At 33.0% G+C, this 20281-nt stretch carries 23 protein-coding genes; 19 read left to right on the top strand and 4 right to left on the bottom strand.

Annotated features, from left to right (window positions below; translation table 11 throughout):
- Nucleotides 1-3 precede the first annotated feature (3 nt).
- Nucleotides 4-1338 carry an AMP-binding protein gene (locus C1S72_RS07930; protein WP_162919945.1) on the bottom strand — a complete coding sequence of 445 codons (1335 nt, stop codon included), beginning with the start codon at nt 1336-1338 and terminating at the stop codon, nt 4-6.
- Nucleotides 1339-1393: 55 nt separating this feature from the next.
- Between C1S72_RS07930 and purD the strand changes: the two genes are divergently transcribed.
- Nucleotides 1394-2665, top strand: coding sequence for a phosphoribosylamine--glycine ligase (purD, locus tag C1S72_RS07925; RefSeq protein WP_104735078.1), 1272 nt, complete (start codon nt 1394-1396; stop codon nt 2663-2665).
- On the opposite strand, the gene C1S72_RS07920 is transcribed toward purD, so the two are convergent.
- Nucleotides 2660-2887 (bottom strand): DUF6341 family protein, encoded by a 228-nt coding sequence (locus C1S72_RS07920; RefSeq protein WP_104735077.1) that lies wholly within the window; start codon nt 2885-2887, stop codon nt 2660-2662. The genes purD and C1S72_RS07920 overlap by 6 nt on opposite strands.
- Before the next feature lie 165 nt (nt 2888-3052).
- On the opposite strand from C1S72_RS07920, the gene C1S72_RS07915 reads away from it, so the two are divergent.
- Entirely contained in the window at nt 3053-3976 is a 924-nt protein-coding gene (locus tag C1S72_RS07915; protein WP_104735076.1) for a DUF6427 family protein, read from the top strand.
- On the opposite strand, the gene upp is transcribed toward C1S72_RS07915, so the two are convergent.
- Nucleotides 3965-4624, bottom strand: a complete 660-nt coding sequence (gene upp, locus C1S72_RS07910; RefSeq protein ID WP_104735075.1) for a uracil phosphoribosyltransferase — start codon at nt 4622-4624, stop codon at nt 3965-3967. The two genes, C1S72_RS07915 and upp, sit on opposite strands and share 12 nt — an antisense overlap.
- 74 nt (nt 4625-4698) lie before the next feature.
- Between upp and C1S72_RS07905 the strand changes: the two genes are divergently transcribed.
- Together C1S72_RS07905 and C1S72_RS07900 are read left to right on the top strand one after the other, a co-directional pair.
- Nucleotides 4699-5307 carry a DUF4254 domain-containing protein gene (locus tag C1S72_RS07905; protein ID WP_104735074.1) on the top strand — a complete coding sequence of 203 codons (609 nt, stop codon included), beginning with the start codon at nt 4699-4701 and terminating at the stop codon, nt 5305-5307.
- A gap of 70 nt (nt 5308-5377) precedes the next feature.
- Nucleotides 5378-6400 (top strand): glycosyltransferase family 9 protein, encoded by a 1023-nt coding sequence (locus C1S72_RS07900; RefSeq protein WP_230401600.1) that lies wholly within the window; start codon nt 5378-5380, stop codon nt 6398-6400.
- A 64-nt stretch (nt 6401-6464) separates the two neighbouring features.
- Here the strand turns inward: C1S72_RS07900 and C1S72_RS07895 are convergent, their stop codons facing one another.
- Entirely contained in the window at nt 6465-7523 is a 1059-nt protein-coding gene (locus C1S72_RS07895; protein WP_104735072.1) for a ferredoxin--NADP reductase, read from the bottom strand.
- Between the two features lie 107 nt (nt 7524-7630).
- On the opposite strand from C1S72_RS07895, the gene C1S72_RS07890 reads away from it, so the two are divergent.
- The 15 genes from C1S72_RS07890 (at nt 7631) to atpG (ending at nt 20191) form a co-directional block, all read left to right on the top strand.
- Complete coding sequence (locus C1S72_RS07890; protein WP_104735071.1) at nt 7631-7966, top strand: PadR family transcriptional regulator; 336 nt, start codon at nt 7631-7633, stop codon at nt 7964-7966.
- A gap of 1 nt (nt 7967) precedes the next feature.
- Nucleotides 7968-8651: a hypothetical protein gene (locus C1S72_RS07885; protein WP_104735070.1), complete on the top strand. Its 684-nt coding sequence runs from the start codon at nt 7968-7970 to the stop codon at nt 8649-8651.
- A gap of 45 nt (nt 8652-8696) precedes the next feature.
- Complete coding sequence (locus C1S72_RS07880; RefSeq protein ID WP_104735069.1) at nt 8697-10169, top strand: DUF5687 family protein; 1473 nt, start codon at nt 8697-8699, stop codon at nt 10167-10169.
- Between the two features lie 8 nt (nt 10170-10177).
- Nucleotides 10178-10885, top strand: coding sequence for an ABC transporter ATP-binding protein (locus tag C1S72_RS07875; RefSeq protein ID WP_104735068.1), 708 nt, complete (start codon nt 10178-10180; stop codon nt 10883-10885).
- A 102-nt stretch (nt 10886-10987) separates the two neighbouring features.
- The gene (porW, locus tag C1S72_RS07870; RefSeq protein WP_121495517.1) at nt 10988-13546 is read left to right on the top strand and encodes a type IX secretion system periplasmic lipoprotein PorW/SprE; all 2559 of its coding nucleotides are present in this window, start codon (nt 10988-10990) and stop codon (nt 13544-13546) included.
- 19 nt (nt 13547-13565) lie between these two features.
- Entirely contained in the window at nt 13566-14000 is a 435-nt protein-coding gene (locus C1S72_RS07865; RefSeq protein WP_104735067.1) for a bactofilin family protein, read from the top strand.
- Complete coding sequence (locus C1S72_RS07860) at nt 13945-14190, top strand: AtpZ/AtpI family protein (protein WP_394338519.1); 246 nt, start codon at nt 13945-13947, stop codon at nt 14188-14190. Before C1S72_RS07865 ends, C1S72_RS07860 begins: the two co-directional genes overlap by 56 nt.
- Nucleotides 14190-14576, top strand: a complete 387-nt coding sequence (locus tag C1S72_RS07855) for a DUF6168 family protein (RefSeq protein ID WP_104735066.1) — start codon at nt 14190-14192, stop codon at nt 14574-14576. The genes C1S72_RS07860 and C1S72_RS07855 overlap by 1 nt, the downstream gene beginning before the upstream one ends.
- A 105-nt stretch (nt 14577-14681) precedes the next feature.
- A complete protein-coding gene (atpB, locus tag C1S72_RS07850; RefSeq protein ID WP_104735065.1) occupies nt 14682-15764 on the top strand; it encodes a F0F1 ATP synthase subunit A in 1083 nt (360 codons plus the stop codon).
- Nucleotides 15765-15809: 45 nt separating this feature from the next.
- A complete protein-coding gene (atpE, locus tag C1S72_RS07845; RefSeq protein WP_104735064.1) occupies nt 15810-16004 on the top strand; it encodes an ATP synthase F0 subunit C in 195 nt (64 codons plus the stop codon).
- An 83-nt stretch (nt 16005-16087) separates the two neighbouring features.
- The gene (locus C1S72_RS07840; RefSeq protein WP_104735063.1) at nt 16088-16588 is read left to right on the top strand and encodes a F0F1 ATP synthase subunit B; all 501 of its coding nucleotides are present in this window, start codon (nt 16088-16090) and stop codon (nt 16586-16588) included.
- Nucleotides 16589-16594: 6 nt separating this feature from the next.
- Nucleotides 16595-17131, top strand: a complete 537-nt coding sequence (gene atpH / locus C1S72_RS07835; RefSeq protein WP_104735062.1) for an ATP synthase F1 subunit delta — start codon at nt 16595-16597, stop codon at nt 17129-17131.
- A gap of 1 nt (nt 17132) precedes the next feature.
- Nucleotides 17133-17636, top strand: coding sequence for a hypothetical protein (locus C1S72_RS07830; RefSeq protein WP_104735061.1), 504 nt, complete (start codon nt 17133-17135; stop codon nt 17634-17636).
- A 65-nt stretch (nt 17637-17701) separates the two neighbouring features.
- On the top strand, nt 17702-19282 hold the full coding sequence (gene atpA / locus C1S72_RS07825; RefSeq protein WP_104735060.1) for a F0F1 ATP synthase subunit alpha: 1581 nt from the start codon (nt 17702-17704) through the stop codon (nt 19280-19282).
- Nucleotides 19283-19330: 48 nt separating this feature from the next.
- Entirely contained in the window at nt 19331-20191 is an 861-nt protein-coding gene (gene atpG, locus C1S72_RS07820) for an ATP synthase F1 subunit gamma (RefSeq protein ID WP_104735059.1), read from the top strand.
- The last annotated feature ends 90 nt before the right edge of the window (nt 20192-20281 follow it).

Genomic DNA, 20281 nt, shown 5'->3' with positions numbered 1-20281 from the left:
TTATTAGCTCTTCAAGTTAGATTCAATAATTTGCGGTTTACCAGATTTTAATGACTTGATTTTTTTTACTTCTTGAAACTGTATGTCCAAACAGTTTTTCGTTAATGTATTTAACTTGTTTTTAATTTCCACTAAAATTGATTCTTTAAATGATCTATTTTCATCTTTAATATACTCAATTCTAATACGTTCTAATTCATTCTGAATAACTTTATACTGTTTGATTTCTTGGTAATATTCCATAACACCAGTGAAACTATGTACGTTAAGTGTAATCCCTTGGGTTGTTTTAATAACATCAGTCTCTCTTCCAATTACTTTCTGTAATAATGGATAGTTGAAAGCTCTGTTTTTGGGATATTCTTCTTCAGGGAGTTTAATAGCCAAATCCCCAAGTTTGTAACGAATTAATGGCATGGCCTTGTTGGTTAAACAAGTGACTAGAACATGACCCATTTTTCCATCAGAAACGGGCTTACCTAAATCATCAACAATTTCCAAATATACATGAGGCGACATAATATAGTAATAATCCAGATCATGTTTACAAGCCATTAATAATCCTTCAGCACAACCATAAGTGTCAACAATTTTACAAGTTTCACCAAAAGCATTTAGCATTCTTTTTTTATAATGGTCAAATAGTTTGTCACCAAAACAAATAATTCCTGCAATATCGGTTTTTATGTCTTTAGCAATGGCAGCTTTTGCCAATTGATTAACAACTGAAGGATATCCAGCAATAAAAACACCTTTTTTTCTTGAAATTTTTAATAGAGTTTCTTCAAGTTCCTTTTCTGACAAACCAAAAGCTTTCACATATGTGCATTTGTAAAAAACATCTTTTAAACGTTTAAGCGCTGTACGTTTTTGTGAAATACCAAATTGTAACAAATTGTCTCCTATTTCATAACCACTCCAATTCCACCAGTGAGTTTGCAAAGCACGAAGATAGAATGTGTGATTTTTGGTCATGTAAGTAAAAGATTGAATTCCTGAACTACCACTACTATGATGTACATCTAGATCATCAATATCATATTCGTTAGATACTAACTCATTAGTTTTTTCTCGTAAAATAGATTTGGTTAAAATCGGGAAGGTATCTATACTTGAAGCATTCTTATCTATGTAATAGGGTACGTGTTTTTTAGCATAATCCAAGATTTCATCCAATCGCTGCTTTTGTAACTCATGTAAATTCTTTTCTGATAGTGAATCAAATTTTCGCCAAGCATTAATATTTTTTAAATAATGTCCACCAATTAATGTATTACCAATAGGTAGTATAATTGCATTTAGGAAGGATTTATAAAAGGACATTAAATCTTTTTTCAAAACTAATTATTTTTTAACCGTAAAAGCAATTATTTTTGCGGTAAACAACATCAACATGAATATTTTAATCCTTGGATCAGGAGGAAGAGAGCATACGTTTGCTTGGAAAATAGTACAGAGCCCATTGTGTAACAATTTATTTGTTGCTCCAGGAAATTCTGGAACAAATCAAATAGCTACGAATCTAGATATAAAAGTTACAGATTTTGAAGCAATCAAAAAAGCTGTTCTGTCACATGATATCAATATGGTAGTTGTTGGTCCTGAAGATCCACTGGTGCAAGGTATTCACGATTTCTTTTTAGCTAGTGAATCATTAAAGCACATTCCTGTAATTGGGCCTCAAAAAGCAGCGGCCGAATTGGAAGGCAGTAAGCAGTTTGCCAAAGAATTCATGATGCGTCATAATATACCTACTGCAGCTTACCAAAGTTTTAATGCGAGTAATGTTGATGAGGGTTATGACTTTCTAGAGACATTAAATCCGCCTTATGTTTTAAAAGCAGATGGATTAGCTGCTGGTAAAGGGGTGTTAATTCTCAACGATTTAGATGAAGCCAAAGCAGAACTTAAAAGCATGTTGGTTGATGCCAAGTTTGGAAACGCAAGTTCTAAAGTAGTTATAGAAGAATTTTTAGATGGCATAGAGTTAAGCTGTTTTGTTTTAACTGATGGGAAAAATTATAAAATTTTACCTACAGCCAAAGATTATAAACGTATTGGTGAAGGCGATACGGGATTGAATACTGGCGGTATGGGAGCAGTTTCGCCAGTTCCTTTTGCCACACCTAGTTTCTTAAATAAAATTGAAGAACGAATTGTCAAACCAACTATTAGTGGACTTCAAAAAGATAATTTACCTTACAAGGGTTTTGTATTTATTGGCTTGATAAAAGTTGGTGATGATCCAAAAGTAATTGAGTACAATGTGCGTATGGGAGACCCTGAAACAGAAGTGGTTTTACCAAGATTAAAAAATGATTTAGTCGAAATTTTCCAAGCCATTTCAAATCAAACTTTAAATGAAGTTGACATTGAAATAGATGAACGTGCTGCTACTACTATAATGATGGTGTCTGGTGGTTATCCTGAAGCCTATGAAAAAGGAAAGGAAATAACAGGATTAAATAACATTCAAGACGCTATACCATTTCATGCTGGAGCAACTATTAAAGATGATAAAATAGTAACATCTGGAGGTCGTGTAATGGCAATTACTAGCTATGGCAAAACTTATGACGAAGCCATAAAAAAATCTTACCAAAACATAGAAAAATTACATTTTGATAAGATGTATTATCGTAAAGATATTGGTTTTGATTTATAGATAAGAGTGAGATGTAATGCTTTTATCTTCCTCGTTATTGTCGTTAAACGACTTTAATTGAATCATCCAATAAACAAAAGCAACGAAGCCAATTAGCATAAATATCCAAGACATAATATTTGCAGCAAACCAGTTATCCAGTTCTAATGCTCTTAATGCATCAAAAGGCGCAAATAAAACATCTACAAATAAATCTTGAATAGCGTAAAAGAAATCTTTCATTTTATAAAATTTTAAAGCTCAAGTTGAGCGTGCAAAGTATTATCAATATATTTATAGCACAAAATTACATATTTTTCAATTTATATTTTACCATTCAACACAAATATTAGTAAATAACTTAATTTACACTTTCATTAATCAATTTTCAAAGCATCTATCTAACCCATGATTGCAAATTTTTTTAGTAAAACCAAACCTATCCATTTTGTGATTATTACACTGGTTTTATTTTCTGCATTTTTAATGACTGTGTTAGTTGGAACCAAAAGTGAAGTTGATTTAGTTTATGTCTTAAAGCAAGCATCATTATTTGCATTGTGTTTTTTTTCACTGTTTATTTTTGATTTTCTTACTGGAAGAAATAACCTGACTAAAAAAAACAGTTATCATTTACTCCTTTACAGTTTGTTTGTTATTTTGATACCTCAATCTTTTTTGGAGCCAAAAATCATTATTGCCAACTTATTTGTCTTGTTTGCATTGAGACGAATTATAAGTTTGCGATCTAAAAAGCAACAAAAGAAAAAGATATTTGATGCTGCATTCTGGATTACTTTGGCATCTTTTTTATGTTTTTGGGCATCTTCATTTTATATCATAATTTTTGCTGCATTGTTCATTTTCAAAATTTCTGATATCAAGAACTGGATTATACCTTTTTTAGGGATATTATCAGTACTTATCATAGGTCTATCTGTTATAATATTATTTAATTTACCTGTTATGCCTTTGGAATATTACATTCCTAAAATAAGTTTAGATTTTAGTGCTTTAAATTCAAAACATGTTATTGTAGCTGCTACTATATTTTTCACATACTTTTTATGGTCATTAATTTTTTATTTAAGGAACCTAAAGTCAAAATCAAAAAACTACAAAGCATCATATATACTAATACTTATTACAGCTCTTGTGGCTTTAGCAATTGTTGTTTTTGCGAATGACAAATCAGAAGCTTTGTTTCTTTTTTTAATTGCACCATTGTCAATTATAGTAGCAAATTACATGGAATTAATAAAAGAAAAATGGTTCAAAGAAGTCCTTATTTGGATATTAATAATAGCTCCGGCAATTACCTTATTGTTGTAATTTTTCACCAAATGCTAAATCACCAGCATCACCAAGTCCAGGAATAATATAACCTTTATTATTTAATTTTTCATCTACAGTTGCAATCCACAAATGGGTTTCAGAATCAAAGTGTTTAGACACAAAATCAACACCTTGTTGTGCACCTATTACACTCACTAAATGCACAGATTTTGGTGTTCCAAATGGCTTAAGGGCTTCAAATGTGGCAACCATAGATTGTCCAGTAGCCAACATAGGGTCAGCTAATATTAAGGTTTTGCCTTCAAGTTTTGGACAAGCCAAATATTCTACAATTATTTCAAAGCTTTCAGGATTATGTTTATGATGTCTGTATGCCGAAATAAAAGCATTTTCAGAGGTATCAAAGTAATTCAATAGACCATTGTGCAGTGGTACACCAGCACGCAAAATAGAGCATAATACAATTTCATCAGAAATCAAAGACGTTTCAGCATTTCCTAAAGGTGTTTTCACTGCAGTGCTTGCATATTGGAGCGATTGACTTAACTCATAACCTAAAATTTCACCTGTACGTTCGATGTTGCGCCTAAAGCGCATGGCATCTTTTTGAATATCTATGTCACGCATTTCAGCAATAAACGTGTTAAGAATAGATTTTTTTTTCGATAGATTATGAATCTGCATAGCCGCTTTTGTAGTTTAAGTTGAATCGTAAAGTTAATAAATAGGTTTATATTTGCCTTTTAAAATCTAGTATCATGTTTACAGAAAAAGCGAATAAAATATTTCAAGAAGTTATTAAAACCTATCACGTTGTTAATACCGTTGACCAACCTTTTACAAATCCATATGATAAAGACGCTAATTTAATTGAGCATTTATTATACAGAAAATGTTGGATAGATACGGTTCAATGGCATTATGAAGATATTATTCGCGATCCACAAATAGATCCTGTTGCGGCTTTAAAATTGAAACGTCAAATTGATGCTTCAAACCAAGATAGAACAGATATGGTGGAGTACATTGACAGCTATTTTTTAGAAAAATATAAAGATGTTACACCAAAAGCAGATGCCACAATTAATACTGAAAGTCCAGCTTGGGGAATTGATAGATTATCGATTTTAGCGCTTAAAATTTATCATATGAATGAAGAGGCTACACGTACAGATGCTTCTGAAGCACATCGTAATGCTTGTCAGAAAAAATTAAATGTATTGTTAGAGCAGCGTGTAGATTTATCAACTGCTATTGATACGTTATTAGCTGATATCGAAAAAGGGGATAAGTATATGAAGGTTTACAAGCAAATGAAAATGTACAACGACGATGAATTGAATCCAGTTCTTCGTTCCCAAAAATAATATAGCTGTTTTCAGAGCTGTCGCGCTGAGCTTGTCGAAGTGCTTAAAGTGCTTCATATAATTAGTAGGTATGTCAAAACCCACCCACATATTGGTTATTAGGTTATCCGCCATGGGTGATGTGGCTATGACAGTCCCTGTTTTAAGAGCCTTTACAAAACAGTATCCCGATGTTAAACTAACTGTTTTAACGCGTGAATTTTTTAAACCCCTTTTTCGTGATTTAAAAAATGTAAGCGTTTATCCTGCCCATGTAAAAGACCAACATAAAGGTGCTCGCGGACTTTATAAACTGTCTAGAGAAATTAGACCACTAAAATTCGATGCTGTGGCCGATTTACACAAAGTTTTACGCAGCAAGGTTTTAAAACCTATGTTGGGTATTCGCAAAGTGGCTACAATTAATAAAGGCAGAAAAGAAAAAAAGCGATTAATAAAAGGCAAAGATTTCAAGCAATTGAAAACCACACATCAACGTTACGCTGATGTTTTTAATACATTGGGTTTTCCAATAGACTTAAGTAACCCTACATTTCCAAAACCTACAACACTCCATGACAGCTGTTTAAAGCTTATTGGAAAACCAAACAAAAAGCGAATAGGTATTGCACCTTTTGCTGCTCACGACAGTAAAATGTATCCTTTAGAACACATGGAACAGGTAATTGAAAAGCTTTCAGAAGATTACCAAGTACTCTTGTTTGGAGGAGGAAGTAGAGAGATACAAATTTTAAACTATTTTGAATCGGAAGATAAAGGTATTATTAACCTAGCTGGAAAATTAAGCCTTGATGAGGAACTGGATGTTATTTCTAATTTACATGTTATGCTGTCTATGGATTCTGGTAATGCGCATTTAGCCGCTATGTTTGGAATTAAAGTTATAACAATTTGGGGAGTCACCCATCCTTATGCTGGCTTTGCACCATTTAAGCAACCAGAAGATTATTGCTTATTGGCAGACAGAAATCAATACCCAACAATTCCAACCTCTGTTTATGGTAATAAATTTCCAGAGGGTTATAAAAATGCTGCTGGAAGCATTGCTGTTGAAACGATAGTAAATAAGGTGAAATCTGTCATTCCTGCGTAGACAAGAATATAACAAAGTTTAGATACTCGAGTATAATTAAAAGATTCCCGTTTTCACAGCAATTTTATATATCATCATAATCCACAACAATCGTTGGTGTGGTAGGATGTGCTTGACACGTCAAAATCAACCCTTCTGCTACTTCGTTATCTGTTAAAATATTGTTTTGCCTCATAGTAGCTTCACCTTCTTTTACACGAGCCAAACAACTGCTACAAATACCACCTTGGCAAGAATATGGTGCATCTAAATCTTCATCTAAAGCAGCTTCTAAAACGGTTTGTTTTTGCGACATTTCAAAAGTACTTTCTTCATCATCAACAATTACAGTAATGTGAGTTCTACCTTCTGGTACAGCAGTGTCATTTGAAACATCTGCTGGTTTGGCAGCTTTAAATAATTCATAATGAATACGGTCACTTGGTGCGTCGTGTTCAGTTAAAACATCTTTTACAGTGTGAATCATGGCTTCTGGACCGCACAAATAGTAAGCATCAACATCAATATGCTTATACTTATTTTTCATCACAAAATTAACCGTACTTTTTTCTATGCGGCCAAACATGGCATCAGGTTCATCGGCTTGACTAAAAATAAATTGTATTGAGAAACGGTCTTTATATGCATGTTGTAACTCAAGCAATTCATTTAAAAACATAGTTTCTTGAGTCGATTTGTTTCCGTAAACTAAAATAACTTTACTATGTATTTCTTCCTCTAATGCACATTTAATAATACTTAAAATAGGTGTAATGCCACTTCCAGCAGCAAAAAGCGCAATGTTTTTGGTTTTCTTATCGTTTGGCTCAAAAATAAAACGTCCTGTTGGTGTGCCAACCTCTAATGTGTCACCAACTTTTAAGTTGTTATTTGCATAAGATGAAAACGTACCATCTACAACTTCTTTCACTGCTACTTTTAGCTCACCACTTTTTGGAGCCACACATAAAGAATAATCTCTACGAACCTCATTACTATTAAGACTTGTTTTAAGCGTGATATATTGTCCAGCTTTAAATGCAAATAGGTCTTTTAAATGTTCTGGTACATCAAAACTAATAGTTACAGCTTTGTCGGTTTCGCGTTTAAGTTCTTTTATGGTAAGTGTATGAAAATGTGACATAAATAAATTTTTGACAAAAATAACGAACCTTTGATTTCTAGACAGCTAAATAGCAAAAAATAATATAAGGATTTGCATGCATAAGAAATTTATGTATATATTTGAATATGGCAAATTCCAAACTATACAAAGGAAGTTTAACCACCATTATTTTAAAGCTTTTAAGTGAGCACAACAAAATGTATGGGTACGAAATCACACAAAAAGTAAAGGCATTAACAAAAGGTGAATTGCAGATTACTGAAGGCGCTTTATATCCTTCGCTACATAAATTAGAATCGGAAGGTTTATTAGATGTTGAGGTTGCCAAAGTAGATAATAGGCTACGCAAATACTATAAACTCACAGAAAAAGGCACAAAAGAAACCGTAAGTAAACTTGAAGAATTAGAGCAGTACCTTGCCACGCTTCAAGCTTTGTTAAATCCTAAATTAAGTTATTAGCATGACGCTTTCGGAACAACATATTGAAGATTTATATGCTTTTACCAGAAAACATTTTGTTGAGTATTATGATTTACAAACCGAATTGGTGGATCATATGGCAAACGATATTGAAGCGATTTTAGAAGGTGATCCAAGTTTAAGTTTTGAGCAAGCGCGTGATAAGGCTTTTAAAAAATTTGGAGTATTTGGATTTATGGAAGTCGTAGAACAACGCGCGAAAGCCATGAATAAAAAATATGCGAAACTGCTATGGCACTATACTAAAGACTGGTTTAGATTGCCGCAGATTATGGCAACCATATCTATGTGTCTTATTTTTTATACCATTTTTTCATTTGAAGTTAGTTCATTGATTTTTGTTACTGCGTTTTTATTGTTGTGTTTCTTCTTAATGTACAAAGCATTTTCTATGAATCGTAAAATAAAGAAGAAGCAAAAATCCAAAGAAAAATTGTGGCTTTTAGAAGATATTATTTATAGAAACGCATCGGCTGGAGGTCTGTTTTTTGCACCTCAAGTATTTCATTTTATGTACACCGTTGATGGGTTAGAAGGTTATAAACCTTTTATTTGTGCTTTGGTTTTTACATTGATAATAATTTACACCTATGTTAGCACAGTTGTGATACCAAAAAACGCCGAAATTCATTTATTAGCGACCTATCCAGAATATAGCTTGTAACAAATGCGCTTATTTGTATACTAATGTTTACATAACTACCAAACCATGATAAAACAGTTTATTAGATTAGAGTGGAAGTCTTTTACACGTTCAGCTTCATTCAAAGTAAATTTAGCCTTAAAAATCCTGATGCTTTTAGGTGCTTTATTCGGAATATTATATTTTCTAGCTTTAGGTGTTGGAGCTTATTTCTTAATCGAAAAAAAGATAAGTCCAAATCCTTTAGAAGTAATCAATAGGTTTTTAATATTCTACCTTTTAGCCGATTTGGTAATGCGTTATTTTTTACAAAAAATGCCCATTTTAAACATTAAGCCCTTATTATATTTACCGCTTACAAAAAATCAGGTCGTGTCTTTTGGAATTAATAAAACCATACTCTCATTTTTCAATATAATTCATGCTTTCTTTTTTATACCGTTTTCAATTGTTATGTTGTTTAAGGGACATCCTTTTATAAATGTTTTAGGATGGCATGTAGCTATTTTAGGTCTTATATACTGCAATAATTTTATAAATATTTTTGTCAATAATAAAGACGTAATTTTCTATGCTGTTGTTGGGATTATAATTGTATTAGGCGCATCAATTTATTACGACTTATTTGATGTAACTGTCTATACAGCTCCTGTATTTCAAGCTTTTTATGACATGCCTTATTTGGCAATTACAAGTATAATTCTGGCTTTTATATTGTACAAAATGGCATTTAATTACTTTAGAAAAAACTTCTATTTAGATGCAGGATTAGCAAAAAAAGTTGACATTGCTCAAACTGATAATATGACCTGGTTAGATCGCTTTGGCAGTGTTTCAACCTTTCTTAAAAATGATATTAAACTGATTAGAAGAAATAAACGATCAAAAACAACGGTTCTCATGAGCGTGTTGTTCATTTTTTATGGATTGTTGTTTTTTACAGGTTCCATTGAAGCATATGATGGCCCATTTTGGAGGGTTTTTGCGGGAATATTTGTATCAGGTGGATTTCTTTTTAGTTTCGGGCAATTTGTGCCTAGTTGGGATAGTTCATATTATCCGTTGATGATGAGTCAAAATATTCGTTATAGGGAATATTTGGAATCAAAATGGTTTCTTATGGTCATTGCTACTATTGTCACCACGCTTTTGGCATCCTTTTACCTTTACTTTGGCTGGCAAGCCTATGCAGCTGTTGTTGTGGGTGCTATTTATAATATAGGTGTCAATTCACATATTGTGCTTTGGGGAGGTGCCTACATAAAAACACCTATAGATTTGACGTCCAACAAGAAAGCCTTTGGCGATAAAAAAGCTTTCAATGTTAAAACCCTTCTACTTACAATACCAAAATTGTTATTACCAATGGTTATTTATGCTCTAGGACATTTTCTTCATGGAGAAGTTTTAGGATTTCTATTAGTAGCAGTATTTGGCTTAATTGGATTTATGTTTAAGAATAAAGTTTTCGAAATAATCGAAAAAATATATAAAACTGAAAAGTATAAAACTTTAGCAGCCTACAAACAAAAAAATTAATATCACATATGATAATCACAACCAATCTTTCAAAAAAATATAATGACAATCTTGTTTTAAACATTGATAGTCTTGAAATACCTAAAGGTCAAAGTTTTGGCTTGGTTGGTAATAATGGAGCTGGTAAAACCACCTATTTTAGTCTGCTTTTAGATTTAATTCAACCTACGACAGGGTTTATTAAAAACAATGATATTCAGGTAGACGAAAGCGAAAACTGGAAGCCTTTTACGTCTGCTTTTATAGATGAAAGTTTTTTAATTGGGTATTTAACAGCCGAAGAATATTTCTATTTTATTGGCGAATTGCGAGGTCAAAACAAATCAGATGTTGATGCGTTAATAGCGCAATTTGAAGATTTCTTTCATGGTGAAATTTTAAACCAGAAAAAATATTTACGTGATTTAAGTAAAGGAAATCAAAAGAAAGCTGGAATTGTGGCAGCTCTTATTGGAAACCCTGAAGTAATTATTCTTGATGAGCCGTTTGCAAACCTTGATCCTACTACTCAAATCAGGCTTAAAGCCATTATAAAAGATTTAGCCGAAACCAAGGGGATAACGGTGTTAATATCGAGTCATGATTTACTGCATGTAACAGATGTTTGTGAAAGAATCGTAGTTTTAGAAAAAGGAGAAATAGTTAAAGATCTAAAAACCAGTACCGAAACTTTGAAGGAATTAGAGGCACATTTCTCTGGTTCTGAAGCGGTCTAAAAGTCTTTCAATTTTATAGGTTAATCAAAAAAGATGTTTATTTTTACGTTTCTGCATAATAATAGCAGGCGTTTATAGTTAATAAGAATAAACAAACCAACGTTGAAAGCATCTTTTAAAATAATAGTCACTTTTTTGGTTATTGCAATCGTTTTTTCTGGTTGTTCTAGAAAAAAGGATAGTTTCTTGAGCCGAAATTATCATGCCGTTACTGCTGAATACAATACGCTTTACAATGGTTATCTAGCTTTAGAAGAGGGTAGGAAAACAGTAAACGAATCTTATGATGATAATTATTGGGAAATACTACCAATAGAACGCATGCAGATTTCTGAAGAGATATTACTTCCTGGTCAATCCAAAAATGAGAATTTTGAACGAGCTGAAGAAAAAGCGATTAAGGCTATTCAGAAACACGGTATGAACATCAAGGGTAAGGAGAAGAACCCTCAAATTGATGAAGCTTATCTGCTTTTGGGTAAAGCCAGATATTTTGACCAACGTTTTGTACCCGCTTTACAAGCTTTTAATTACATTCTTTACAAATATCCAGCTAGTGATAATATTAATCACGCTCGAATTTGGCGAGAAAAAACAAATATTCGCCTCGAGAACGATGAATTGGCTATTAAGAATCTAAAAACCTTAATGTACCAAGAAGAGTTGGAAGGTCAAGACTTGGCAGATGCGACATCTATGCTTGCTCAAGCATACATTAATACCAAATCACTTGATAGTGCTGTTTGGCAATTGAAAATTGCAGCTAAAGCAACCAAAAGTCATGATGAAAGAGGTCGTTACAGATTTATACAAGGGCAACTATATAACAGGCTCAACCAAAAAGACAGTGCCAATTTAGCTTTTGACAAGGTTATAGAATTAAACCGAAAAACGCCAAGGGCTTATTTAATTGCAGCTTATGTAGGTAAAGCAAGAAATTTTGATTTCACTAATGAGGATAAAGAAGCTTTGATTGAATTGCTGTATGAGCTTGAAGCAAATAGAGAAAACAGACCCTTTTTAAGTAAGATATATTATCAAATTGCAGAGTATCATCTAAAAAACGCATCAGATTCTCTCGCAGTAGAGTTTTATAATAAATCTTTAAGAACAAACCCTACTGATAAGATATTGGTTTCTAAAAACTATGAAAATTTAGGAGACATCTTTTTTGATTATACCGAATACAAAATTGCCGGAGCTTATTACGATAGTACCATGCTCAATATGAGGGAAAATAGCAAACCATACAGAATCATTAAACGTAAACGTGATAATCTGGACGATGTGATTCTTTATGAAGACATGGCATTTCGTAATGATAGTATTTTGATTTTAACTAACATGTCTGAAGCCGATAGAAATGCATACTTTTTAGAATATACAGAATCTTTAAAACTGGCAGCTCAAGAAGAAAAAGAAAAACAGGAAATAGCTGAACGTAATCAAGGTCTTGTTACGGTAAATTCAAGTAATCCTGCAGGTGTTAAGTCTGTTGGTAAAAATATTGGAGGTCCAACACCTGGAGGCGTACCAACTTTTTATTTTTACAACACATCAACAATTGCATATGGTAAAAATGAGTTTAAGAAAATTTGGGGTGATAGAGAGTTAGAGGACAATTGGCGATGGGGAAGTGAGATAAAATCATCTTCAAAAAATGAAGTCACTGATTTGGCTCAAGTAGAAACAGATAGCGAACTATTTGACCCGCAATATTACATGGATCAAATACCAACGGATCCTGTAAAAATTGACAGCATTAAAGCCGAAAGAAATTTAGCTTACTATCAATTAGGACTTATTTATAAAGAAAAATTCAAGGAGTACGATTTGTCTAAAGACAAGTTTCAAACCTTGTTAGGTTCAAGCCCAGATGAGAAACTAATCCTGCCTTCAAAATATAACTTGTATAAAATTTATGAACTACAAGGATATAATACCCAAGCTGAAGGTGTAAAAAACGACATCATAAACAATTATCCAGATTCGCGTTATGCAGCTATTTTACTCAATCCAGAGTCTGCGCTTGCTGAAGATGATAGTAGTCCAGAAAATGTTTACAACAGACTATATCGAGAGCTTAAAAATCAAAATTACCAATACGTAATAGATGAGAGCAACAAGTATATATCTGTATTTGAAGGCGAAAAAATAGTACCAAAATTTGAGCTTTTAAAAGCTAATGCAAAAGGGCGTCTATTAGGCTTTGAGGAGTATAGTAAAGCCATTGCCTATATTGCTTATAACTATGCCAACACACCCGAAGGAGCACAAGCGCAAACTATTTCTGATGAACTTTTGCCTAAACTAGGCACTAAAGATTTTGTAGATAACCCAGATGAAAAGAACTATAAACTGGTGTATTATTTTGATAATCCATCGGAAGAAACTGTTACAGATTTCACTGAAAAACTTCAAAAAGAAATAGATAAAGTAAATGTTTTTGACTTGTCTTTGTCAGTTGATTTATACGACCCAACCACAACATTTGTTGTTGTTCATGGATTAACAAGTAAAGAAGGAGCTTTGGGATATGCCGATGCTCTTACCGAAAAGAAAAAGGACAATATTGTTCACCAACATTTTGCGGCTTCATCAACCAATTACAAAATCATTCAGGTTCACAAAAATATGGATGCCTATTTAAACATTGAATAACTAGTTAAAATTATAAGTTATGTTTTCAGAAAATAAAAAAGATAGACCAACAAACGAAAGTACATCTAATCAAAACATAATTGCACAAGGAACTAAAGTGATAGGTGATTTAGTTAGTGATGGCGACTTTAGGATTGATGGCAATGTTGAAGGAAACTTGCGCTCACCAGGAAAAATAGTTGTTGGGAAATCAGGTTTTGTTAAAGGAACATTGGTGGGAACCGATGCTTATTTTGAAGGTAAATTTTCTGGAAAACTTACACTTTCAGGAACCTTAACATTAAAATCAACAGCTCATATTGAAGGCGAAGTGGTTTTAGGTAAATTGGCCGTAGAGCCAGGGGCAACATTCAATGTCAATTGTACAATGAAAGGCGCTGTTAAAGAATTCAACAAAGGTGAAAGACAAACAACAACACCAGAAAAAAGAGAAGGGTCCGAAAGAACAGCTTAAAAGCGTAGCCATACTTTCCGGAATCGCTATTCAAATGGGTGTTACAATCTATTTGTTTGCACTACTGGGTAAATGGTTGGATGGCGAGTACAATCAAGGCGAAAAACTCTACACAATTATTTTAACCTTACTTGGCGTAGCAATTTCTTTTTACGTGGTTTTAAAACAAGTTAATAGAATCAAATATTAATGACGCAAAACATTCTAAAATTTTCTGGAATTTTAGCTTTATTAATGTTGGTAGTTTTTGCCATACATTTATCAGTACTCCTCTTTATTGATTTACCTTTGTTTGATAACCGAATTATCTCAGCATATATTGTAAATTTTGTTTTAGCTATCATTATTTACCTAGCAATGCTTTTATTGAAGCATAAATATCAAAGTCAGTTAGGATTTATATTTATGTTTGGAAGCTTTCTGAAATTTATAGTATTCTTCATTGTTTTTTATCCTTTTTATAAGGCTGATAATACCATAACAAAAATGGAATTTGCTGCATTTTTTGTTCCCTATGTTGTTTGCCTTATTATTGAAACTACAAGCCTTTCAAAATGGTTAAATAAGTTGGGTTAAAACCCTTAAAAATCAACCCATAAAATAAAATAAAAAATAGTTTTTGTTTTTGAGATAAAAACCTACCTTTGCAGCGATTTTTAAGCCACTATTAGAAAGCTTGATATGCGAAGAAAAATAACTGTAAAAACAATTACCCTATTACTACTTTTAGTATCATTTGTTACTTATGGTCAAGAAGAACACGGTCATGCCGATTCTGGTAGCGATAGAAAGTCTGAAGTAAAAGCTTACATTCAGCATCACTTAAAAGACTCTTACGATTTTAATTTATTTTCTTGGACGTCAGATTCTGGCGAGGAAAAGCATTTTGGTTTTCCATTACCGGTAATTCTTTGGGATGGCGGATTGAAGGTGTTTTCATCATCTAAATTTCATCATGGTGAGTCTGTAGCAGAAGTTGATGGTAACTACTACAAAGTTTACCACAGTAAAATTTACAAAACAGATGCCGAAGGAACTATTAATTATGACGAAGAACATCACGCAACAAATGAAAAGCCTCTAGATTTTTCAATTACTAAAAACGTATTGATGATTATGATGGTATTCGCTATTATGTTCTTTATGTTTAGTCGTATGGCAAAATCTTACAAGAAAAATGATGGTTTGCCAAAAGGAACTGGTCGTTTCTTGGAGCCAATTGTACTGTATGTTAGAGATGAAATAGCTAGACCAAATATTGGAGAAAAGCACTATAAAAGATACATGAGTTATTTATTAACGGTGTTCTTTTTTGTGTGGATAGTAAATTTATTTGGCTTAACACCAATTGGTATGAATGTAACGAACAACATTGCAGTTACATTATGTTTAGCTTTAATCACATACCTTATTACTACATTTTCTGGCAATAAAAATTATTGGAAACATATTTTCTGGATGCCAGGTGTGCCAGTGCCAATGAAAATTATTTTAGCTCCTATTGAATTGTTAGGAACAATAATTAAGCCTTTTGCATTAATGATTCGTTTGTATGCTAACATTACAGCGGGTCACGTAGTATTAATGAGTATTATAGGAATGGTATTCTTATTCCAAAACTGGTTAGGAAGCGGATTATCATTTATGTTAGCCTTTGTGTTAGCAATACTAGAATTATTAGTAGCAGCATTACAGGCGTATATATTTACAGTGCTTTCAGCATTATACTTTGGTATGGCTGTTGAAGAGCATGACGATCACTAATAAGTGATTTTTAAATTGAATGTTTAATTTTTAACTATATATTTTATGGAAATTCCAGCAATCGTAGGAGCAGGTTTAGTAGTAATTGGAGCAGGTATCGGTATCGGAAGAATCGGTGGTTCTGCAATGGAAGCAATTGCACGTCAACCTGAAGCTACAGGTAAAATTCAAACAGCGATGCTTATTGCAGCCGCTTTAATTGAAGGTATTGGGTTTGCTGCTTTATTCGCAGTAAACTAAATCAAACTAAAGAACAGTTGTAACGGTTGGTTATAACTGTTCTTTTAAAAAATTAAACAGAAATATTTTAGAGATAATATATTATGGAAAAATTATTTGAAGACTTTTCATTAGGGTTGTTTTTTTGGCAAGCAGTGTTATTTATTGCACTTATCTTTTTATTAAGAAAATTTGCTTGGAAACCAATTTTAGATTCAGTTAATAGTAGAGAAGAAGGTATAAGAGAAGCATTAGATTCTGCAGAAAAAGCAAAATTAGAAATGCAAAACCTTCAAGCAGATAACGAAAAGTTATTGAAGGAGGCAAGATTAGAGCGTGAGGCCATGTTAAAAGAAGCACGTGAAATGAAAGCTAAAATGATTGAAGACGCAAAAACAGATGCTAAAGAAGAAGCAAATAAATTAGTTGCTGCTGCACAATCATCTATAGAAACTGAAAAGAAAGCTGCCATTGCTGAATTAAAAACGCAAGTAGCTAGCTTATCAATTGAAATTGCAGAAAAAGTGGTTCGCGAAGAATTATCTAATAAAGACAAACAAATGAAATTGGTTGAGTCTATGTTAGGTGAAGCAACTTTAAACTAAAGTATAATGGCAGGAACAAGAGCAGCAATACGATACGCGAAAGCGGTATTAAGTTTAGCAACTGATAAGCAGTCTGCTGATGCTGTTAATGGCGATATGCAAGCTATTGCAAATGCCATTTCAGATAATAAAGAATTAGGCGAAGCTTTAAAAAATGAAGTAGTAAAAGCTGAAGTAAAGAAAACTATTCTTTTACAAGCTTTTCCAAATTCAAACACAATTACAAAGGAACTTTTCAATGTGCTTTTAGAAAACAAGCGCATGGAACTAGTTGAGCAAGTAGCCACGCAATATTCAAAGCTATACAATATTCAAAATGGTCAAGAAAGTGCTGTAGTAACTACGGCTATTCCAATGACTAATGATATTGAAATGAAAGTGTTGGCTAAAATTAAAGACTTAACCAATAAGGCGGTTACAGTAAAAAATGTAATTGATGAAGATATTTTAGGCGGTTTCATTTTACGTATTGGTGACGTTGAATACAATGCGAGTATTCAAAATAATTTAAACAAGTTAAAAAGAGAATTTTCTCTAAACTAAAATGAGATTAATTAAAACGTTACTTACAGTATTGATTTTGGCGGTTTCATTTAATGTTTCCGCTCAAAAAGTGAAGCTAAAGAAAGGTAATGTTTTAGTTGATGGAGAACAGTGGTTAACATATCAAGAGTGTGGTATGTTTGATGGTGTTTGTTCGCTTTATAATTCTAACGAAAGTGAAATTATTTTTATAAAGCTAGTCAAAATCCCTGGAGAAGAACCAAGAACCCAATCAAACCCTGATGGGAATCTTGTTTTTACAGAAGTGAGTTTTTTAGGAAAAGACCTAAAGTATGAAATCAAGGGAAAAACGTATAAAGGTATAATTGCAGATTTATATAAAGCCAATGTAGTTAATAATGACGGATCTTTAAATGATGAAAAGGTTAATCGATTAATTGAGAAATACGGAACGGCTTTTTCTGATAGATTAAATAATACAACAATCATTATCAACGAGAGTTCTAATAATGGTTCAGGAGTAAATATTAAAATAGGAAATTAAATTAAAGCTTAATTGTTAGGCATTAAAAGCCTAATGTATAGCATCTAAAATCTAAATAAACAAAGATGGCAGAAGTAAAACCAGCTGAAATATCAGCAATCTTAAAGCAACAACTTTCGGGTTTTGAAGCAGGAGCTTCTCTAGACGAAGTAGGAACAGTGTTAACCGTAGGTGACGGAATTGTACGTGCTTACGGATTATCTAACGCGCAATATGGTGAGTTAGTAGAATTCGACGGCGGTTTAGAAGGAATTGTTCTTAACCTAGAAGAAGATAATGTTGGTATCGTATTACTAGGACACTCTAAAGAAGTAATGGAAGGTTCGACTGTAAAACGTACTAACCGTATTGCATCTATTAACGTAGGTGAGGGTATTGTTGGTCGTGTAGTAGATACATTAGGAACGCCAATTGATGGTAAAGGTCCAATAACAGGTGAAACTTTTGAAATGCCATTAGAGCGCAAAGCACCTGGTGTAATTTATCGTGAGCCAGTAACTGAACCATTACAAACAGGTATTAAGTCTATTGACGCCATGATTCCTGTTGGACGTGGACAACGTGAGTTGGTAATTGGTGACCGTCAAACAGGTAAGACAACCGTTTGTATTGATACCATTATTAATCAAAAAGAGTTTTATGATGCAGGTGAGCCTGTTTATTGTATATATGTTGCTGTAGGTCAAAAAGCATCTACGGTTGCAAACATTGCTAAAACACTAGAAGAAAAAGGTGCATTAGCCTATACAACTATTGTTGCAGCAAACGCATCAGATCCAGCTCCTATGCAAGTATATGCTCCAATGGCAGGTGCTGCAATTGGTGAGTATTTTAGAGATACTGGTCGTCCGGCTTTAATTATTTATGATGATTTATCTAAACAAGCGGTAGCTTACCGTGAGGTATCGTTATTATTACGTCGTCCACCAGGACGTGAGGCGTATCCTGGAGACGTTTTCTACTTACACTCGCGTTTATTAGAGCGTTCAGCAAAGGTGATCAATGACGATAATATTGCTAAAGAAATGAACGATTTACCAGACAGCCTAAAGCCAATGGTAAAAGGTGGAGGTTCATTAACAGCCTTACCAATTATTGAAACACAAGCAGGTGACGTATCAGCTTATATTCCAACAAACGTAATTTCGATTACCGATGGACAAATTTTCTTGGATGGTGATTTATTTAACTCTGGTGTTCGTCCAGCGATTAACGTAGGTATTTCAGTATCACGTGTTGGTGGTAACGCACAGATTAAGTCTATGAAAAAAGTAGCAGGTACATTAAAATTAGACCAAGCGCAGTTCCGTGAATTAGAAGCGTTTGCGAAGTTTGGTTCAGATTTAGATGCAGCTACATTAAATGTAATTGAAAAAGGTAAACGTAACGTTGAAATCTTAAAGCAAGCACAAAACGATCCTTATACAGTTGAAGACCAAATTGCAATCATTTATGCAGGTTCTAAAAACTTATTAAGAGATGTGCCAGTTGAAAAGGTAAAAGAATTTGAAAGAGATTTCATTGAATTCTTAAACGCAAAACATAGAGGTATTTTAGATACTTTAAAATCAGGTAAATTAACTGATGAGGTTACAGATACGTTAACAGCTGTAGCAAAAGATTTATCAGGAAAGTTTAGAGCTTAATAAGTTTAATGTCATCCTGAACTAGTTTCAGGATCTCAAAAAGAACAGATGGCAAATTTAAAAGAAATACGTAACAGAATATCATCGGTGTCTTCTACCATGCAGATTACCAGTGCCATGAAAATGGTATCTGCTGCAAAATTAAAGAAGGCTCAAGATGCTATTACTGCTATGCGTCCTTATGCAGATAAGTTAACTGAACTTTTACAAAGCTTAAGTGCAACTTTAGATGCAGATTCTGGAAGTAAATTCTCCGAGCAACGTGAAGTAAAGAATGTACTTATCGTAGCTATAACATCTAACAGAGGATTGGCTGGAGCATTTAATTCCAATATCATAAAGGAAGTAACAAAGTTGACTTCAGAAACCTATGCTAATAAGAATGTGTCTTATTTAGTAATTGGAAAAAAAGCTAATGATGCTTTGAAGAAGTCAAAGAAGGTTATTGCTAATAAAAGTGAAATTTTTGATGATTTAACATTCGATAATGTAGCAGAAATTGCTCAAATGTTGATGGATAAATTTGTTGAAGGTGAGTATGATAGAATTGAGATAGTTTACAACCGATTCAAGAATGCTGCGACACAAATTGTTACTAGAGAACAATTTTTGCCAATTGTTCCTGTTGAAGGTGAAGTAAATACAAATCTTGATTATATTTTTGAGCCATCAAAACTTGAAATCGTTGAGCAATTAATTCCAAAATCTTTAAAAACGCAGTTGTTTAAAGGTATTAGAGATTCGTTTGCTAGCGAACATGGAGCACGTATGACAGCAATGCATAAAGCAACTGATAATGCTACTGAATTAAGAGATCAATTAAAACTGACTTATAACAAAGCACGTCAAGCAGCTATTACTAACGAAATCCTTGAAATTGTTGGTGGTGCGGAAGCATTGAACAATTAGGCGAAGCGAAAGCGAAGTCAAATGTTCCAATCCAATCGGAAGCGTTAAACAATTAATTGTCATGCTGAACTTGATTGAGCATTTATAATA

This window comes from Hanstruepera ponticola, assembly GCF_002940745.1.
Classification (GTDB): domain Bacteria; phylum Bacteroidota; class Bacteroidia; order Flavobacteriales; family Flavobacteriaceae; genus Hanstruepera; species Hanstruepera ponticola.
The sequence above is the reverse complement of the archived record's forward strand: the minus strand, read 5'-3'. Positions and strand labels throughout refer to the sequence as shown.

Excerpts from the sequence above, each read along its gene's own strand:
- C1S72_RS07865 (WP_104735067.1), top strand. The coding sequence starts at position 13,566 with ATGTTTTCAGAAAATAAAAAAGATAGACCAACAAACGAAAGTACATCT.
- C1S72_RS07830 (WP_104735061.1), top strand. The coding sequence starts at position 17,133 with ATGAGATTAATTAAAACGTTACTTACAGTATTGATTTTGGCGGTTTCA.
- C1S72_RS07880 (WP_104735069.1), top strand. The coding sequence starts at position 8,697 with ATGATAAAACAGTTTATTAGATTAGAGTGGAAGTCTTTTACACGTTCA.
- upp (WP_104735075.1), bottom strand. The coding sequence starts at position 4,624 with ATGCAGATTCATAATCTATCGAAAAAAAAATCTATTCTTAACACGTTT.
- atpB (WP_104735065.1), top strand. The coding sequence starts at position 14,682 with ATGCGAAGAAAAATAACTGTAAAAACAATTACCCTATTACTACTTTTA.
- purD (WP_104735078.1), top strand. The coding sequence starts at position 1,394 with ATGAATATTTTAATCCTTGGATCAGGAGGAAGAGAGCATACGTTTGCT.
- atpG (WP_104735059.1), top strand. The coding sequence starts at position 19,331 with ATGGCAAATTTAAAAGAAATACGTAACAGAATATCATCGGTGTCTTCT.
- C1S72_RS07920 (WP_104735077.1), bottom strand. The coding sequence starts at position 2,887 with ATGAAAGATTTCTTTTACGCTATTCAAGATTTATTTGTAGATGTTTTA.
- atpA (WP_104735060.1), top strand. The coding sequence starts at position 17,702 with ATGGCAGAAGTAAAACCAGCTGAAATATCAGCAATCTTAAAGCAACAA.
- C1S72_RS07900 (WP_230401600.1), top strand. The coding sequence starts at position 5,378 with ATGTCAAAACCCACCCACATATTGGTTATTAGGTTATCCGCCATGGGT.
- C1S72_RS07915 (WP_104735076.1), top strand. The coding sequence starts at position 3,053 with ATGATTGCAAATTTTTTTAGTAAAACCAAACCTATCCATTTTGTGATT.
- C1S72_RS07895 (WP_104735072.1), bottom strand. The coding sequence starts at position 7,523 with ATGTCACATTTTCATACACTTACCATAAAAGAACTTAAACGCGAAACC.
- C1S72_RS07855 (WP_104735066.1), top strand. The coding sequence starts at position 14,190 with ATGACGCAAAACATTCTAAAATTTTCTGGAATTTTAGCTTTATTAATG.
- C1S72_RS07890 (WP_104735071.1), top strand. The coding sequence starts at position 7,631 with ATGGCAAATTCCAAACTATACAAAGGAAGTTTAACCACCATTATTTTA.
- atpH (WP_104735062.1), top strand. The coding sequence starts at position 16,595 with ATGGCAGGAACAAGAGCAGCAATACGATACGCGAAAGCGGTATTAAGT.
- C1S72_RS07875 (WP_104735068.1), top strand. The coding sequence starts at position 10,178 with ATGATAATCACAACCAATCTTTCAAAAAAATATAATGACAATCTTGTT.
- C1S72_RS07840 (WP_104735063.1), top strand. The coding sequence starts at position 16,088 with ATGGAAAAATTATTTGAAGACTTTTCATTAGGGTTGTTTTTTTGGCAA.
- atpE (WP_104735064.1), top strand. The coding sequence starts at position 15,810 with ATGGAAATTCCAGCAATCGTAGGAGCAGGTTTAGTAGTAATTGGAGCA.
- C1S72_RS07885 (WP_104735070.1), top strand. The coding sequence starts at position 7,968 with ATGACGCTTTCGGAACAACATATTGAAGATTTATATGCTTTTACCAGA.
- C1S72_RS07905 (WP_104735074.1), top strand. The coding sequence starts at position 4,699 with ATGTTTACAGAAAAAGCGAATAAAATATTTCAAGAAGTTATTAAAACC.